Source organism: Saccharopolyspora erythraea NRRL 2338, assembly GCF_000062885.1.
Classification (GTDB): Bacteria; Actinomycetota; Actinomycetes; order Mycobacteriales; family Pseudonocardiaceae; genus Saccharopolyspora_D; species Saccharopolyspora_D erythraea.
In genome coordinates this window covers 7493680-7510028 of record NC_009142.1, presented here as the reverse complement: position 1 = coordinate 7510028, position 16349 = coordinate 7493680, and the positions used below count along the sequence as shown (strand labels likewise).

Genomic DNA, 16349 nt, shown 5'->3' with positions numbered 1-16349 from the left:
ACCCTTCAGGTCTATCTACTCGCCAGTAATTATGTTTACTCTGTCGCTCATGTCTTCACGTGACGGGGCGCACGACTACGACGTCGTGGTGATCGGGTCGGGGTTCGGCGGCAGCGTGGCCGCCCTGCGGCTCACCGAGAAGGGCTACCGCGTCGCGGTCCTCGAAGCCGGCCGCAGGTTCGCCGACGAGGAGTTCGCGAAGACCTCGTGGGACCTGCGCAACTTCCTCTGGGCCCCGCAGGTCGGCTGCTACGGCATCCAGCGGATCCACCTGCTGCGTGACGTGCTCATCCTCGCCGGCTCCGGCGTCGGCGGCGGCTCGCTGGTCTACGCGAACACGCTCTACCGGCCGCTGAAGCCGTTCTACTCGGACTCCCAGTGGGCGCACATCACCGACTGGGAGGACGAGCTCGCCCCGCACTACGACCAGGCGAGCCGGATGCTGGGCGTGGTCACCAACCCCACCACCACTCCCTCGGACGTGGTGATCAGGGAGGTGGCCGAGGAGATGGGCGTGGGCGAGAGCTACCACCCCACTCCGGTCGGGGTGTACTTCGGCAAACCGGGGGAGCAGGTCGCCGACCCGTACTTCGGCGGAGCCGGGCCCTCGCGCACCGGCTGCACCGAGTGCGGCTCCTGCATGACCGGCTGCCGCGTGGGGGCCAAGAACACCCTGGTGAAGAACTACCTGCACCTGGCGGAGGCCGGCGGCGCCGAGGTGTGGCCGCTGACCACCGTGCACCGGCTGGCGCAGGGCGCCGACGGCCGCTGGCGCATCGGCACGCGGCGCACCGGGGCGAGGTTCGACCGCGACGCGAAGGTGTTCACCGCCGACCAGGTCGTGGTCGCCGCCGGGACCTGGGGCACCCAGAACCTGCTGCACCGGGCGCGCGAGCGCGGTGACCTGCCGCGCATGTCGGAGCGGCTCGGCGTGCTCACCCGCACCAACTCCGAGGCGATCATCGGGGCGCAGACCTCGAGGGTGCTGCCGGGCAAGGACTTCTCGACCGGGGTGGCGATCACCTCGTCGTTCCACCCCGACGAGGACACCCACATCGAGCCGGTGCGCTACGGCAAGGGCAGCAACGCCATGGGCATGCTGCAGACCCTGCCGACGTCGGGCGGTTCGCCGGTGCCGCGCTGGAAGCAGTGGCTGCGCTTCTTCGGCAAGCACCCGCTCTTCTCGCTGCGGCTGCTGTGGGTGAAGAACTGGAGCGAGCGCACGGTGATCCTGCTGGTCATGCAGAGCCTCGACAACTCGCTGACCACGAAGCTGCGCAAGGGGATCTTCGGCCGCAGGCGGCTGACCTCCCAGCAGGGCCACGGCGCTCCGAACCCGACCTGCATCCCGGCGGGCGAGGAGGCCAACAACCGGGTCGCCGAGAAGCTCGGCGGCATCGCGGGCGGCACGTGGGGCGAACTGCTGGACATGCCGATGACGGCGCACTTCATCGGCGGCTGCCCCATCGGCCAGGACGCCGAGCACGGCGTCGTCGACCCCTACCACCGTGCTTTCGGCTACCCGACGATGTCCATCGTGGACGGTTCGGCGATCTCGGCGAACCTCGGCGTGAACCCGTCGCTGACGATCACCGCGCAGGCGGAGCGCGCCTTCTCGCTGTGGCCGAACAAGGGCGAGCCGGACCCGCGTCCCGCGCAGGAGGAGGGATACCGGCGGGTCGAGCGGGTCGCGCCGAAGTCCCCCGCCGTCCCGGCCGATGCCCCGGCCGCCCTGCGGACGCCTCCGGCGTAGCCGTCAGCGCGCTCTCCGCCACCACAGGACCGCGAGCAGACCGCAGATGGCGACCCAGCCAGGCCAGGCCACCAGTCCGGTTCGAAGCGGGTGCGGCGGCTGGTCGGCGTCGGCGAAGACCCACGGGAGCTGGACCGCCGCGGTGCTGGCGCAGGTGTGGGCGACGACCGCCGGGACGACTGACGCCGACCGCGTCCGCAACCAGGTGAACACCGGCACGATCAGCACGCACGACACCAGGAACGCCCCGATCGACACCGCCCACGGGGCACCGGGGTACTGGCCGCCGAGCAGCAGCGTCGACAGGTGCCAGAGCGCGAAAACCACCCCCGTGCCGGCCAAGGCGAACACCGGACCGCGCGGAGCCAGCCTCGGCAGCAGATAGCCCTGCCAGCCCAGCTCCTCGCCGAAGAACAGCGGTAGCGAAACCGCCATCTGCAGGAGCAGCCCGCCCAGCCACCGCCCGAGCGCCTCCCACGGAATTCCGCGCTCTCCCAGGGGTTCCGGCGCGAAGCGGCTGCGGAAGCCCGACATGTCGGCGAGGTCGACGTGGTAGGTGCCCGCCGCGGCGCCGACCACGAGCGAGACCAGCGTCAGCGCGAGCGGTGCGCACAGCGCCGGCAGGCAATGCCCCGTGGTGCCCTTCGGCCAGGTCAGTGCCACCGCGGCCCGCAGCTTTCCCGCCGGCTCGGTGCGGCGCAGCACGAGCACGGCCGCCAACGCGGGGGTCAGCATCGCCGCCGAGACGCAGACCTGCTCCAGCGCGCCCATCGCCTCGGCGCCGGTGCGCCGGAACCCGGCCAGCCACAACGGCGACATCGACAGCCACATGCCGGAATACGCGAGCGCGGTGAAGGCGAGCACCGGGCGCCGGTGAACACCAGTCCGCCCCTGCGCGGGATCAATCACTGGGATCATGTGGCCGACGCTATGGCGGAGAACCGGCCGCGCATCAGGTGGCGACCACCCCTGCCGAAGGTGTCGTGCACTCCACTGCCGAGGCGCTCCCGGCTCGGCAGACTGCCGATCGAAGCCTTCGACCGCGGAGGCGCTGGACGAAGAGTGGGGCGATGGCTACCGACTTGCGCCGAGGGTTTCCGGTTCCGCGCCGCGCGCTGGCCGACGGGAACTTCCTGCTGCCCGGCCTGCTTTCGGGGCTCACCGCGCTGCTGGCGATCCCGCTGGTGCTGTTCGCGGGCGTCAGCGTCGCGCTGGGCATCGGGTTCTTCCTGCTGCCGGTGGGAACGGAGGCGATCCACCGCTGGACGCAGTGGGAGCGGCAGCGCGCGGGCCGCTTCCTCGGGGTGCCGGTGGCGACCAGCCCGGCGCCGTCGGGGTTCGCCGCCGTGGTCCGCGCGCCCTCGACTTGGCGGCAGCTGCTGTGGCTGCCGGTCCACGGCGTCACCGGCACCGTCTCGGCACTGCTGGCCTTCGCCGGGCTGGTGGCGGCTCCGGTCACGGTGGTGTCGATGCTGATCTGGCCGCTGATCCCCGGTGGCGTGAGCCTGCTGGGCGTCCGGTCGACGTCCTGGCCGGTCGTCCTGGTGACCGGCACCGCGCAACTGGTCATCGCGCTCGTCCTGCTGCTGTGGGGCGTCCCCGCGCTGGCGCGGGTGCAGGCGCGCGCGACGCTCGCACTGCTCTCGCCTTCGCGGCGCAGCGCGACCGAGGAACGGCTGGCCGCGCGGGTGGACGAGCTGGCGCAGACCCGGGCGGGTGCGGTGGAGGCCCACGGCGCCGAGCTGCGCCGCATCGAGCGCGACCTGCACGACGGGGCGCAGGCCCAGCTCGTAGCGCTGGCGATGCGGCTGGGCGTGGCCGAGAAGGCCGTCCGCGACGACCCGGAGACCACGGCCCGGCTCCTGCGCGAGGCCAGGGACGGCGCCGAGGAGGCGATGACGGGGCTGCGCGACGTCGTGCGCACGATCTACCCGCCGATCCTGGCCGACCGCGGCCTTTCCGGCGCGGTGTCGGCGCTCGGCAGCCGCTGCGCGGTGCCGACGGCGGTCAGCGCCGAAGGGCTCGGCGACGTGCCCGCCGCCGTCGAGGCCGCCGCCTACTTCGTCGTCGCCGAGGCGCTGAGCAACGTCACCAAGCACGCCGCGGCCACCCGCGCCTACGCCACGCTCACCCGCGTAGGAGAGGACCTGTTCGTCGAGGTCGGTGACGACGGCGTGGGCGGTGCCGACGAGAACAGGGGCTCGGGGATCGCGGGCATCCGGCACCGGGTCGCCGCGCTGGACGGCACCACCAGCCTGGACAGCCCGGACGACGGGACGACCACGATCCGGGTGAGCCTGCCGTGCGGGTCGTGATCGTCGAGGACAACGTGATCCTCGCCGAAGGGCTCAAGCTGCTGCTGGGCACCGCGGACATCGAGGTGGCGGCGGTGACCGACGACGCGGAGTCGTTCCTCGCCGCCGTCACCGCCGATCCGCCCGACGCCGCGGTGGTCGACGTGCGGCTGCCGCCGACGTTCCGCGACGAGGGTGTGCGGGCGGCGCTGCGGGCCCGCGCGCTGCGGCCCGCGCTGCCGGGTGCTGGTGTTCTCCCAGTACGTCGAGGAGACCTACGCCCGCGAGTTGCTCGCCGACGGCCGCGGCGGCGTGGGCTACCTGCTCAAGGACCGCGTGTCCCGCGTCGACGAGTTCGTCGACGCCCTGCGCCGCATCGCCGCCGGCGGCACCGGGATGGACCCCGAGGTCGTGGCCCAGCTGCTCACCCGCAGGCACGATCCGATCTCCGCGCTGACCCCCAGGGAACGCGAGGTCCTGTCGCTGATGGCCGCCGGACACGCCAACCAGGAGATCGCGGAACGCCTGGTGGTGACCGAGCGGGCGGTGCTCGAGCACGTCGGCAACATCTTCGCCAAGCTCGACCTGCCGGTGGGCGACTCGGGCCACCGCAGGGTGCTCGCCGTGCTGGCCTACCTGGGAGCCTGAGCGCCTGTCTTCGAACTCACCCTGCGTGTCGGTTCCGGCGGCGGAACCTCGGACGGTCCCGATCTGAGACCGGCGTCGATGCCGCGGGGCCGGTGCCGCTGTGGCCTCGGTTACCTGGGACAATGAGGCCAAAGCTTTCGGCAGGAGGTTTCGACGACGTGTCCGGTACCGCTAGCAGCAAGGGGCGGGGCCCCGTCCTCGTCGTCGACTACGGCGCCCAGTACGCGCAGCTCATCGCGCGCCGGGTGCGGGAAACCCAGATCTATTCCGAGGTGGTCCCGCACGACACGCCCGTCGAGGAGATCGTGCGCCGCGACCCGGCCGCCATCGTGCTCTCCGGCGGCCCGGCCAGCGTCTACGCCGAGGACGCGCCCCAGATCGACCCGGCACTGTTCGACGCGGGCGTGCCGGTGTTCGGCATCTGCTACGGCTTCCAGGCCATGACCGCCGCGCTCGGCGGCACGGTCGAGCACACCGGCACCCGCGAGTACGGGCGCACCGAGCTGGCGGTCACCGGCGACGGCGGCACGCTGCACGAGGACCTGCCCGGCCACCACCCGGTGTGGATGAGCCACGGCGACTCGGTGAGCAAGGCCCCGGAGGGCTTCACCGTCACCGCGGGGAGCAAGGACACCCCGGTCGCGGCGTTCGAGAACGTCGAGCGCGGGCTCGCCGGCGTGCAGTACCACCCGGAGGTCGCGCACTCCCCGCACGGCCAGGAGGTGCTGCGCCGCTTCCTGCACGAGATCGCAGGCATCCGCCCGGCATGGACCACCTCCTCCATCGTGGACGACACGGTGGCCGCCATCCGCGAGCAGGTCGGCGACAAGCGCGCGATCTGCGGGCTGTCCGGCGGCGTGGACTCCGCGGTCGCCGCGGCGCTGGTGCAGCGCGCGGTCGGCGACCAGCTCACCTGCGTCTTCGTCGACCACGGCCTGCTGCGCGCCGGTGAGCGCGCCCAGGTCGAGCGCGACTTCGTCGCCGCCACCGGCGTCCGGCTGGTCACCATCGACGCGCGCGACCGGTTCCTCGCCGCGCTGGCCGGGGTGACCGACCCGGAGGAGAAGCGCAAGATCATCGGCCGGGAGTTCATCCGGGTCTTCGAGCAGGCCGCGCGCGACCTGCAGGCCGAGGCCGGTGCCGAGGGCGAGCAGATCGACTTCCTGGTGCAGGGCACGCTCTACCCGGACGTGGTCGAGTCCGGCGGCGGCTCCGGCGCGGCCAACATCAAGAGCCACCACAACGTCGGCGGGCTGCCTGAGGACCTGCAGTTCGACCTGGTCGAGCCGCTGCGCGCGCTGTTCAAGGACGAGGTCCGCCGGGTCGGCCTGGAGCTGGGCCTGCCCGAGACGATCGTGCACCGCCAGCCCTTCCCCGGCCCCGGCCTGGGCATCCGGATCATCGGCGAGGTGACCGCCGACCGGTTGGAGACGCTGCGCGCCGCCGACGCCATCGCGCGCGAGGAGCTGACCGCCGCCGGCCTCGACCGCGACATCTGGCAGTGCCCGGTGGTGCTGCTGGCCGACGTCCGCTCGGTCGGCGTCCAGGGCGACGGCCGCACCTACGGCCACCCGGTCGTGCTGCGCCCGGTCTCCAGCGAGGACGCGATGACCGCCGACTGGACCCGGCTGCCCTACGACGTGCTGGAACGCATCTCCACCCGGATCACCAACGAGGTCTCCGAGGTCAACCGGGTCACGCTGGACGTCACGTCCAAGCCGCCGGGCACCATCGAGTGGGAGTGACCCGCGGGGGTGCGGGCCACGGCTCCCGCACCCCGAGGTCCGACTACTGCTGCTCGACGCGGACCCAGTCGACCAGGTAACGGACCCCGCCCGCGGCGACCTTGTCGACGGTCTCCTGCGGGATGCCCAGGTAGGGCTCGGTCACGCCGTTGACAGCGCTGGGATAGGTGCCGCCCAGCGCGAAGTTCAGGATCATGAACTGCGGGTCGTCGAACACCCAGCTCCAGCCGTTCTGCTGCATCTGCTGCTTGGTGATGCGGTAGATCTCGCGGTCGTCGACGAAGAAGGTGAAGCCCTCGGCGTTCCAGTCGACGCGGTAGACGTGCCAGTCGGCGGGGTCCATGCCCTCGAAGTGCTGGCGCTGGTGGATCGGGGTGTCGCCGTTGTACTCCGGCCCGTGCAGCGAGACGTTCGTCCAGGGCTCGCCGACGTTCTCCATCACGTCGACCTCGCCGCACTGCGGCCACGGCTTGCCGTTGTCGATGTCGGCGCCCAGCGACCACCACGCCGGCCACAGGCCGGAGCCGGTCGCGCCCTCGGGGAGCTTGAGCCGGGCGGCGTAGCTGCCGTAGGTGAACTCGAACTTGTCCTGGGTGCTCAGCCTGCCGGAGACGAAGTCGTAGGTCTGGCCGTCGGGGGCCTGGGTGCCGGGCTTGAAGCGGGGGTGCAGCGCGAGCGCGCCGTTGGATGCGCCGGTGCCCGCGTCGTCGTGGTCGATGTACATCGTCTCGGGGGAGTCGACGTAGGACTGCTGCTCGGAGTTGACCGTCCCGAAGTTCTCGCCGGTGACCTCGATCCTCCACTTCCCGCGGTCGACCTCGGAACCGGAGAAGTCGTCGAAGAAGACCTCCCGCGCCGGAGCCGGGCCCGACGCGGCCGCGTCCGGCGGGCCGGGGAACGGGAACAGCGGCAGCATCGCCAGCGCGGCCCCGGAGACGATCAGGCGCCTTGCCGTCATGAGTACCTCCTCGGTGGTCGTGGGCCGTTGTCGCCGTGTGCGATGGCCCTGACGTGAGAGCGCTCCCAGGCTTGTGGATGTCGATCAGCGTGTGAAGTTCCGTATCGATCAAGGCGCACCGGAATTGCGTCATCCGGCCGCACCGCCGCTCGTACGGGCCCGCTCGCCCGCGGCCGGGCGTGCAACCCCGGGGGGCGGGTGGGCATCTGTACCGGTGGAAGGTCGAAGGATGCGGTAGGGGTGAGCGCGTGGCGGCGTTGCGGGTCGAGGTGGTGGCCGGGTTGTGCTCGGACGAGGTGGCCGAGCGGTTGCGCGAGCACGACGTCGTGGGACTGCTCGACGTCGCGGTCCTGGAACGTCCAGGCGCGGCGGCCGTGGTCGTCGACACCCGGGGCGCGGACGCGGACGAAACCGCGGCCGACGTGGTGCTGCACCCCGACGCGGCCGTCCGCGAGCAGGTGGAGCGGTTGTGGTGCGAGCGGCTGATGCCCTTCGCGCGGCACGCGGCCGGGATCGAACGACTCCGGCCGGGGCCCGCCGTCCTGCACGAGCACGACCCCGACCTGCCCGTCACCGCGCGGCGGCTGCTGACGCGCCTGCGCGAGGCCCTGCGCCAAGCGGGTCTCGACGACGGCAGCTGGACCTACGACCACATGGGTCGACCTCGGTGCCCGGACTGCGCGCCAAGCGTTTCGTCGACCTGCAGATCGGGGTCTCCGCGCTGCCCGAGGAAGGTTCGGCGACGGACGAGGTCCTGGCCGCGATCGGCTACCTGCCGGAGCGGGGCGCCCGTCCGGACTCGCCGGGCGTCCACCGCGACCAGATCAGGGACCCCGGCCGGGCCCCGGCCGACGCCTACCGCAAGCGGCTGTACTCGCGCGGCGACCCGGTACGGCCCTCGATCCTGCACGTGCGCCTGCTCGGCAGCCCGTGGTGGTCGTACACGGTGGCCTTCCGGAACTGGCTGCGCGCCGACCCCGCGGGCCGCAGCGCCTACGAGGCGATGAAGCTGGAGGCCGCCGAAACTCACGCCCACGACGCCGACTACGACGCCTACACCCGGGCGAAGACGGCGTTCTTCGATCTGTACCAGCACCGATACGAGCACACGGGTCGCGGTGTCCACAGGGGACAGTGAGTTACCGGGGCCGCCGCTTCCGCCCGCGTCGCTACGCGGACTCGCGCCGGACCAGCTCCACCGGCAGCACGGTGCGTCCGGTCGGCACCGGTTCGCCCGCGATCAGGCGGGCCATGCGGTCCACCATGTGCTCGGTGCGCAGCGAGGGGTCCTGCCGGATGGTCGTCAGGGGCGGGTCGGTCCGCGGGGCGACCGCGGGCTGGTCGTCGAAGCCGACGACCGCGACGTCCTGCGGTACGCGGCGGCCCGCCGCGTGCAGGGCGCGCAGCGCGCCCGCCGCCATCAGGTCGTTGGCCGCGAACACCGCGTCGAGCTCGGGCACGCGTTGCAGCAGGGCGGTCATGGCGCGCTCGCCGCCGTCCTCGGTGAAGTCGGCGCGCTCGCTGCGGTTCGCCGCTTTCTGGTCGTCGAGTCCGGTCGCCTGGCGCCAGCCGTCGAGCCGTTCGATGCCCGCGTACTCGTCGACCGGTCCGGCCACCGTCACGACGGTCCGCCGTCCGAGCCCGACGAGGTGCTCGGTGGCGAGCCTGCCGCCTCCGACGTTGTCGTGGTCGACCAGGTGCAGCCCGGTCTCGGGTATCCCCACACGCCCGCCGAACACGATCGGCAGCGGCAGGTCCCGCACCGCCTCCGGCAACGGGTCGTCGAGGTGCGGCGCCAGCACCAGCGCGCCGTCGACGTGGCCGCCGGAGAGGTACCGGGCGATCCGCTCGTGGTCGTCCTCCCGGTGCACCAGCAGCAGCACCATCTGCGTGTCGGCGGCCGACAGGTGCTGGGAGACGGTCCGGACGGTCGAGGCGAAGAACGGGTCGTCGAAGAACTTGTTCTCGGGCTCGGAGAGCACCAGGGCGACCGCGTCGGTCCGGCGCGTCACCAGCGTGCGCGCGGCGCGGTTGGGGACGTAGCCGAGCTCCTGCACCGCGACCCGCACGAGCTCCCGCGCCTCCGGACTCACCCGCGGGGAGTCGTTGATGACCCTGGAAACGGTGGCGCGGGACAACCCGGCTCTGGCGGCGACGTCTTCCAGCGTCGGACGCCCGTCAGCCCTGAGCACGCAACCTCCCCCTTCGACGGCTGCGACGAGTGTAGAGAGCGACCGAGGCGCGAAGGGGAGTGCTGCCCGTTCATCACGGTACCTGTGCCCTGACAGTACAAAGCGACACCGATTGACGGACCGAGATCAAAAGCTGGCGGATAGTCCGGGCGTCTGATCAAGAAAGTCCCATGACTTAGCGAGTGTGGAGCGCGCGAGATCTGGTCCGAGGCAACTCGCCCCGGGAGGCGTGCTCCTGGGGCGCTGGTGCCGTCTAGGCCCCGCTCACTTCCTCCGCCGGTCTCGCAGGGAGGCCAGCAGCATCAGCAGTCCGATGCCGACCGAGCCGACCGCGATGACCCACAGCAGGGTCGCGCCCGAGCCGCCGATGAGCACGTGCGCCGCGAGCGCCACCGCGAGCACGCCCGCGGTGAGGGTGATGCCGTCCGGGGTCTGCCGTTTGGCGACCGCTCCGGTGGTCTCGGGGGTGATGTCGTCAGTCACGGATGACCTCCACGCTGCCCGCGCCCGCCCGCAGGTCCAGGTCGATGTTGCCGCCGCCGGGACCGTCGGGACCGGCGTCGAAACCCTCGATGCGGGCGTTCTGCCCGGTCCGCTCCTGGCCGAGGCAGGTGGCGATGCCCTGCCCCGCCGTGCACTTGGCGGTCACGTCGGCGTTGCGCGGCACGTACACGGTGATGGCCCCGAGCTCCACCTCGGCGCTGGTCCGCAGGTTCTGCCCGGTCGTGATCGCCATGTCGTCCATGTGCAGCTCGATGTTGCCGACCGAGGTCGCGTAGTGCGGCCCGACCTCCTCGACCGTCTCGAACGTCCGCTGCATGTCCTCGACACCGCGCCACGGTCCGCCCACCGGGATCGCCGCCATCACCACCGCGAGCGCGGCGACCGGGATGGCGAACGCGATGAGCCCGCGGCCCGCGTGCAGGAACGCTCCGATGATCATGCCCGCACCAAGCACGGCGAGCGTGAGCGCGAAGGTGAAGGACAGCGGGTTGGCGGCCGTGACCGACATCGCGCCGGCGAACGCCGCGATGCCGAGGGTCACCAGCGTGACCCAGCGCCGTTTGGGCCGGGCCGGGGCCGGTTCGGGCTGCGGCTCGGACGGTTCGGGCAGGTCCCAGGCGAACGGTGCGGCGCCCAGCGGGTCCCAGGCGGGTGGCTCCGGGCGGGTGCGCACGTCCTGGCCGAGTTCGCTGAGGGGCTGCTGCGGCGCGCTCGCACCGGGGTAGACCCAGGTGTTGCCCTCCGCCGCAGCGGCGTCGCGCGACGGGGCGGTCACCCCGCGTTCGCGGTAGTTGCGGTGCAGCAGGTAGACGGCGCCGAAGCCGATGACCAGCCCGATCAGCCCCTCCAGCCGCATCGCCCACATCATCGCCGGGATCAGCAGCATGATGACCACCAGCGCGACGATGGCGGAGGTGGAGCGCTTGCCGGCGTTCGCGCCCCCGGTGTCGTCCTCCTTGGGCAGAAGCAACCAGCCGAGCAGGTAGAGCACCAGCCCGGCCCCGGTGTAGAACGCGCCGACCACGAACACGATGCGCACCAGCACCGGATCGATGCCGTAGCGCAGACCGATCGCCTCGCACACCCCGGCGATCTTGCCGCCGCGGCGCGGGCGCACCGGACGGTTCGCCCAGAAGTCCCGGAGCGTCTCCTCGAACTTCGCGGTCGAGGACCGGCCCAAGCCAGCAGTCCCACTCATGGCTCCAACTATCGCCCGGTGGTGGCGCGCCCGGAATCAGGGACGCCCCTGAGGGCGCCCCGAGGGACGCGGGAAGTTCCCTGATGTCCACGCCCCCGCGCACGTGTGACCATCGTTGTTGTGAGAGCCCGTGCCAGGCGCAAGCGGGAGAAGATGCGCACAGCGGAACAGCAGACCCGACCGGACGTCGCCATCCGGCAGCGTGCGGTGCCCGCCGCACCGCCGCCCGAGGTCGAGAGGTTGTGGCGGCGGCGCACCGGCCGGATCGTCGCGGGCGTCAGCGGGGGGATCGCCGACCACCTGGGCATCCCCGTGCTCTGGGTGCGCGCGGTGTTCGCCGTGACCGCGGCTTTCGGCGGCGCGGGCGTCGTGGCCTACGGGATGTTCTGGATCTTCGTGCCGCAGGCCGCGGGCCGGGACACCGACATCTCCGGCAGGGAGCGCCAGCAGGGCGTCGGCCTGCTGATCCTCGGCATCGGCCTGACCGCGCTGGTCTCGGCGCTCGGGACGCTGCCCACGTGGCTGCTGACGCCGTTCGCGGTGGCGCTGGTCGGTGCCGCGGTGATCTGGCGGGAGGCCGACGAGTCGCAGCGCAGGCGCTGGCGGGAGGGCGCGCGGTCCGGGGTCGCCGGGGCGCTGCTCGGCGGCGGGCGCCGCGGTTCGCTGATCCGCATCGTCGCGGGCGCGGTGCTGGTGATCGCGGGCATCGTGTCGTTCCTGGTGGGCAGGATCCCGCTGGGCGACCTGCAGTTCGTACTGACCGCGGTGCTGGCCACGCTGATCGGGTCCGCGGTGCTGACCATCCCGTGGTGGATGCGGCTGGTCCGCGACCTCAACACCGAGCGCGCGAGCCGCATCCGCTCGCAGGAGCGCGCCGAGATCGCCGCCCACCTGCACGACTCGGTGCTGCAGACGCTCGCGTTGATCCAGAAGCAGGCCGACTCCTCGAGGGAGGTGCGGCGGCTGGCCCGCGGGCAGGAGCGCGAGCTGCGCAACTGGCTCTACGGGCCGGACGGCTACGGCCGGTCCGGTGGCACGGGCTCGGTCGGGTCCGGCACTTCGGGTGGTTCCGCGCCCGGGACCGTGCCCGGCACCGGCGAGGGCGCGCAGGCCGAGGCAGAGCCGCGGACGCTCGCGGCGGCCCTCGCCAAGGCGTGCGGCGAGGTCGAGGACGCCTTCGCGATCAAGGTCCAGCACGTGGTGGTCGGCGACTGCGACGTCGACGACCGGCACGCCGCGCAGCTCGCGGCGGCCCGCGAGGCCATCGTCAACGCCGCCAAGCACGCCGGGGTCGCCGAGGTCAGCGTCTACGCGGAGGTCGAACCCGACCAGGTGTCGATCTACGTCCGGGACCGCGGCACCGGTTTCGACCCGGACAGCGTGGCCGGCGACCGGCATGGCCTCGCGGACTCGATCCGGGGGAGGATGGAGCGCAACGGTGGTCGGGTCAGGGTGCGGACGGCACCCGGCGCGGGCACCGAGGTGCAGATGGACATGCCGCGGGCGGGCGCCCAGTGAGCGCGCCGGCCGGTGCGCTGCTGGTGTGCGGGCGCGTGGTTGTGTGCAGGTGTGCGGTATGCGGTGGACGCGGGTGTGTGCCGGTGTGCGGTCGACGCGTGGTGAGAAGGAGAGCCAACGGTGAGTGAACCCAACGACAGCCGTCCCGTCCGGGTGTTCCTGGTCGACGACCACGCGCTGTTCCGCACCGGTGTCCGGGCCGAGCTCGCCACCGCGGCCGACCAGGTGGAGGTGGTCGGCGAGGCGGGGTCGGTCGCGGAGGCGATCGCGGGCATCGGCCACTACCAGCCGGAGGTCGTGCTGCTCGACGTGCACATGCCCGACGGCGGCGGCGCCGAGGTGCTGCGGCAGGTGCGGGGCAAGCAGCCCGACGTGGTCTTCCTGGCCCTGTCGGTGTCCGACGCGGCCGAGGACGTCATAGCGGTGATCCGAGGCGGTGCGCGCGGCTACGTCACGAAGACGATCTCCGGGCGGGAACTGGCGGACGCGGTCTGCCGGGTCGCGGCGGGCGACCCGGTGTTCTCCCCGAGGCTCGCGGGCTTCGTGCTCGACGCGTTCGCGGAGGGGCCGAACTCGGCGCCGGTAGGCGACCCCGAGCTCGACCTGCTCACTCCGCGCGAACGCGACGTCCTGCGGCTGCTCGCCCGCGGCTACGCCTACAAGGAGATCGCCTCGGAGCTGTTCATCTCGGTGAAGACCGTGGAGACGCACGTCTCCAGCGTCCTGCGCAAGACCCAGCTCTCGAACCGCTACGAACTGTCCAGGTGGGCCACCGACCGCCGCCTGGTCTGACGCCGACGGCGGTGGTGGCGGGCTCGCGACGGCGCCCGGCGTCCCGGCGCGGGCGGCGCGTTGGGGGTCGGTGTGCCTGAACGTCGTAGCGGTGTCGGCGAATGCGTTGGGCCACGCTTGGGTGCGGACACGCGCACGGTGAGTCGGTTGTTGGACTCGACGCAACATGCGCCCGCATGTCGGCTCCGGTGTGTCGGTCTTCCGACGCGCGCCCAGTGAGTCGGGCGCCCGACTCACTGGGGCTGTGTTGGTGTCCGAGTCGCTGAGGCTGTGTTGGTGTCCGAGTCGCTGAGGCTGTGTCGATGCCCGACCACACGCGGCAGCGGGGCGGTCCCTCGGAAATGTACGCCCAGCCTCACCGGCAATTGTGGCGGTGCCCGACACGCCAGACCGAACATCGCCTCCCGTGAGTCGGTATCCCGTCCCCTTCCGTACGTGGGGCTACCGCCTCGTCAGGGCTGTGTCGGTGTCCCGACACACCGGGATGAATTGGTTCCGCCACACCTCGGTGAGTCGGGTTGGTCTTCTGACACGCGCTTGGTGAGTCGGGTGTCCGACTCGCCGGGACCGCCTCCCCCGCGAGTGAGCCAGCATCCCGCCACAGGCAAGCCGCCCCCACCACCGCCCGATACGCCCGCGGTCACTTCCCCGGGTGGTTCGTCGCCAGCTCGGCGTAGAGCTTCGAGCCCCGCAGGAGGCCCCGCACGATCCGCGGCTTCTCCGTCGTCGGCCGGTTCGAGCGCCGGAGCAGCAGCACGCCCGCCAGGACCAGGGCCATGCCCGTCAGCACCCGCGCACCGAGCTGTTCGTCGAGCACCAGCCAGCCGAGCAGCACCGAGACGATGGGCATCAGGTACGCGACGCTCGAAGCCGTCGTGGCGCCCTCGTCGGCGATCAGCCGGTAGTTCATCGCGAACGCGATGCCGGTTCCGAGCACGCCCAGCACCGCGAGCGACAGCAGGGCCAGCGGCTCCGGGTGCACAGGCCGCAACCCGTCGATCGGGAGCGCGATCGCCGCGAAACCCGCTGCGGCGATCATCTGCATCGCCGCCAGCGCCAGCGGGGAAAGTCCGTGCTCCCGCAGGCTTTCCCCGGTGAGCTTCCGTCCGATGTAGACGTACCCGACGCCGTAGGACGCCGCTGCGCCGAGGCAGGCCAGCACGCCCGGTGTCAGCAGGTCGCCGCCCTGCCAGGGCGCGAAGATCAGCACGACGCCCGCGAAGCCGACCCCGAGTCCGGCGAGCCGGGACTTCGGCGGCGTCTCACGCGCGAGGAGCATGCCGAACAAGGCGGTCCACAGCGGCGTCGTCGCGTTGATGACGCCGGTGAGGCCCGAGGCGACGGTCTGCTCGCCGACGCCGAAAAGCACCCACGGCAGCGCGCTGGCGAACAGCCCGGCAGTGGCGATCCGCCGCCACAGCGCCGCGCTGCCGCGCAGCCGGATGCCGCGCACCGCGCACAGCGCGACCAGCACCAGTGCCCCGAGCACGATGCGCGTCAGCGCGACCTGGGTCGGCGACAGCGCCTCCAGCGCGACCTTGATGAGCAGGAAGCTGGAGCCCCACAGCAGCGCGAGCGCCGCGAGGCGGTAGTAGCTGGCTGGATTGTTCATCGCCCCTCCGCGTTGCCTCCACCGGTCCGGTACCGGGGACCCGTCCGTTGTATGGCCGGGAAGCTTCGGTGCAGGCCGAACCGATCTGCTCCTCAAGCTTCGGCCCACCAAGCAGTAAGGACAAGTGAAATAAACTCAACCAACCATTCAGAAGTGCTGTAACGTGGTTCCCATGCTCGACGCACGACGGATGCAGGTGCTGCGCGCGGTGGTCACCAGCGGCTCGGTCAGCGCCGCCGCTTCGAACCTGGGGTACACGCCTTCCGCGATCAGCCAGCAGCTTTCGACCCTGGAACGCGAGGCGGGCATCGCGCTGCTGGAGAAGGCGGGCCGCGGCGTCCGTCCCACACCCGCCGGGACCTTGCTCGCCGAGCGCGCGGCGGACCTCGCCGAGCTGCTGGGCCGCACCGAGATCGAGCTGGCCGACCTGCGCGCCGGACGCACCGGGCTGCTGCGGGTCCGGTTCTTCCACACCGCGAGCGTGGCGCTGATCCCGCCCGCGGTCGCCAAGTTCCGCGCCGAACGCCCGGAGGTGCGGCTGGACCTGAAGATGGTGGACGACGACGGAGGACTCGGCGAGGTCGCATCCGGTGCGGCCGACATCGCGGTCATCGTGGTCGGTCGCGAAGCCCCCGAGTTGCGCGGCGTGCGCGTGCTCGAACTGGTCAGGGAGCCGTACCACGTCGTCCTGCCGAAGGGACACCCGATGTGCGGCGAGGAGCGCATCGACCTCGCCCGGCTGCAGGACGAGGAGTGGGTCGACACCGTCATGAACTCGACGGGACCGTGCGGGGAATCCCTCGACGACGCCTTCGCCAGCGCGGGCTTCAAACCGAAGATCGCGCTGTGCACCGACGGCGGGTACTCGGCGCAGGGCTTCGTCGCGGCCGGGCTGGGCATCGCGCTGCTGCCGAGGTTCGCGCTCGACGTCGTGCACCCCGGGGTGGTGGTGCGTTCGGTAGGCCGCCCGGAACCGGTCCGCAAGGTCTACGTCGCGGTTCGGGAGGCGGTGGCGGAGCAGCCGACCACGCGCACGATGCTCGCCGCGCTGGCCGACGCAGGAGCTTTCGCCGGGCCCGCGCAGGATCCCGCGGGCTAGCGAAGAGGGTCAGATTCCCGGGCCGCTGAACCGAAG

General features: G+C 72.1%; 13 protein-coding genes and 1 pseudogene. 8 read left to right on the top strand and 6 right to left on the bottom strand.

Annotation, left to right across the window (positions count from 1 at the left end; genetic code table 11):
- Positions 1–49: 49 nt before the first annotated feature.
- Positions 50–1753, top strand: a complete 1704-nt coding sequence (locus SACE_RS32265; RefSeq protein WP_009943366.1) for an FAD-dependent oxidoreductase — start codon at positions 50–52, stop codon at positions 1751–1753.
- 3 nt (positions 1754–1756) lie between these two features.
- Here SACE_RS32265 and SACE_RS32260 read toward each other — a convergent pair whose 3' ends face one another.
- Entirely contained in the window at positions 1757–2671 is a 915-nt protein-coding gene (locus SACE_RS32260) for a CPBP family intramembrane glutamic endopeptidase (RefSeq protein ID WP_143538258.1), read from the bottom strand.
- Positions 2672–2823: 152 nt separating this feature from the next.
- Between SACE_RS32260 and SACE_RS32255 the strand changes: the two genes are divergently transcribed.
- The 3 genes and pseudogenes from SACE_RS32255 to guaA all read left to right on the top strand — a co-directional run bounded on the left by SACE_RS32255 (position 2824) and on the right by guaA (position 6440).
- Positions 2824–4068, top strand: coding sequence for a sensor histidine kinase (locus tag SACE_RS32255; protein ID WP_009943368.1), 1245 nt, complete (start codon positions 2824–2826; stop codon positions 4066–4068).
- Positions 4056–4695, top strand: a pseudogene (locus SACE_RS32250) (response regulator transcription factor). Before SACE_RS32255 ends, SACE_RS32250 begins: the two are co-directional and overlap by 13 nt.
- Before the next feature lie 158 nt (positions 4696–4853).
- Positions 4854–6440 (top strand): glutamine-hydrolyzing GMP synthase, encoded by a 1587-nt coding sequence (guaA, locus tag SACE_RS32245; RefSeq protein WP_009943371.1) that lies wholly within the window; start codon positions 4854–4856, stop codon positions 6438–6440.
- Between the two features lie 43 nt (positions 6441–6483).
- Here the strand turns inward: guaA and SACE_RS32240 are convergent, their stop codons facing one another.
- A complete protein-coding gene (locus SACE_RS32240; RefSeq protein ID WP_009943372.1) occupies positions 6484–7398 on the bottom strand; it encodes a glycoside hydrolase family 16 protein in 915 nt (304 codons plus the stop codon).
- Positions 7399–8065: 667 nt separating this feature from the next.
- On the opposite strand from SACE_RS32240, the gene SACE_RS32235 reads away from it, so the two are divergent.
- Entirely contained in the window at positions 8066–8536 is a 471-nt protein-coding gene (locus SACE_RS32235; RefSeq protein WP_009943373.1) for a GrpB family protein, read from the top strand.
- A gap of 31 nt (positions 8537–8567) precedes the next feature.
- On the opposite strand, the gene SACE_RS32230 is transcribed toward SACE_RS32235, so the two are convergent.
- The 3 genes from SACE_RS32230 to SACE_RS32220 form a co-directional block, all read right to left on the bottom strand.
- Positions 8568–9590, bottom strand: a complete 1023-nt coding sequence (locus SACE_RS32230) for a LacI family DNA-binding transcriptional regulator (protein ID WP_011875125.1) — start codon at positions 9588–9590, stop codon at positions 8568–8570.
- Positions 9591–9854: 264 nt separating this feature from the next.
- A complete protein-coding gene (locus SACE_RS32225; RefSeq protein ID WP_009943375.1) occupies positions 9855–10073 on the bottom strand; it encodes a hypothetical protein in 219 nt (72 codons plus the stop codon).
- On the bottom strand, positions 10066–11292 hold the full coding sequence (locus SACE_RS32220; protein ID WP_231849865.1) for a PspC domain-containing protein: 1227 nt from the start codon (positions 11290–11292) through the stop codon (positions 10066–10068). Before SACE_RS32220 ends, SACE_RS32225 begins: the two co-directional genes overlap by 8 nt.
- A 153-nt stretch (positions 11293–11445) precedes the next feature.
- Here SACE_RS32220 and SACE_RS32215 point away from each other — a divergent pair, with 153 nt between their 5' ends.
- On the top strand, positions 11446–12810 hold the full coding sequence (locus SACE_RS32215) for an ATP-binding protein (RefSeq protein ID WP_021341372.1): 1365 nt from the start codon (positions 11446–11448) through the stop codon (positions 12808–12810).
- Positions 12811–12930: 120 nt separating this feature from the next.
- Positions 12931–13602, top strand: coding sequence for a response regulator (locus SACE_RS32210; protein ID WP_009943379.1), 672 nt, complete (start codon positions 12931–12933; stop codon positions 13600–13602).
- Positions 13603–14242: 640 nt separating this feature from the next.
- Here SACE_RS32210 and SACE_RS32205 read toward each other — a convergent pair.
- Positions 14243–15214, bottom strand: coding sequence for a DMT family transporter (locus SACE_RS32205; RefSeq protein ID WP_009943381.1), 972 nt, complete (start codon positions 15212–15214; stop codon positions 14243–14245).
- A 172-nt stretch (positions 15215–15386) separates the two neighbouring features.
- Between SACE_RS32205 and SACE_RS32200 the strand changes: the two genes are divergently transcribed.
- Complete coding sequence (locus tag SACE_RS32200; RefSeq protein WP_009943382.1) at positions 15387–16313, top strand: LysR family transcriptional regulator; 927 nt, start codon at positions 15387–15389, stop codon at positions 16311–16313.
- Positions 16314–16349 lie beyond the last annotated feature (36 nt).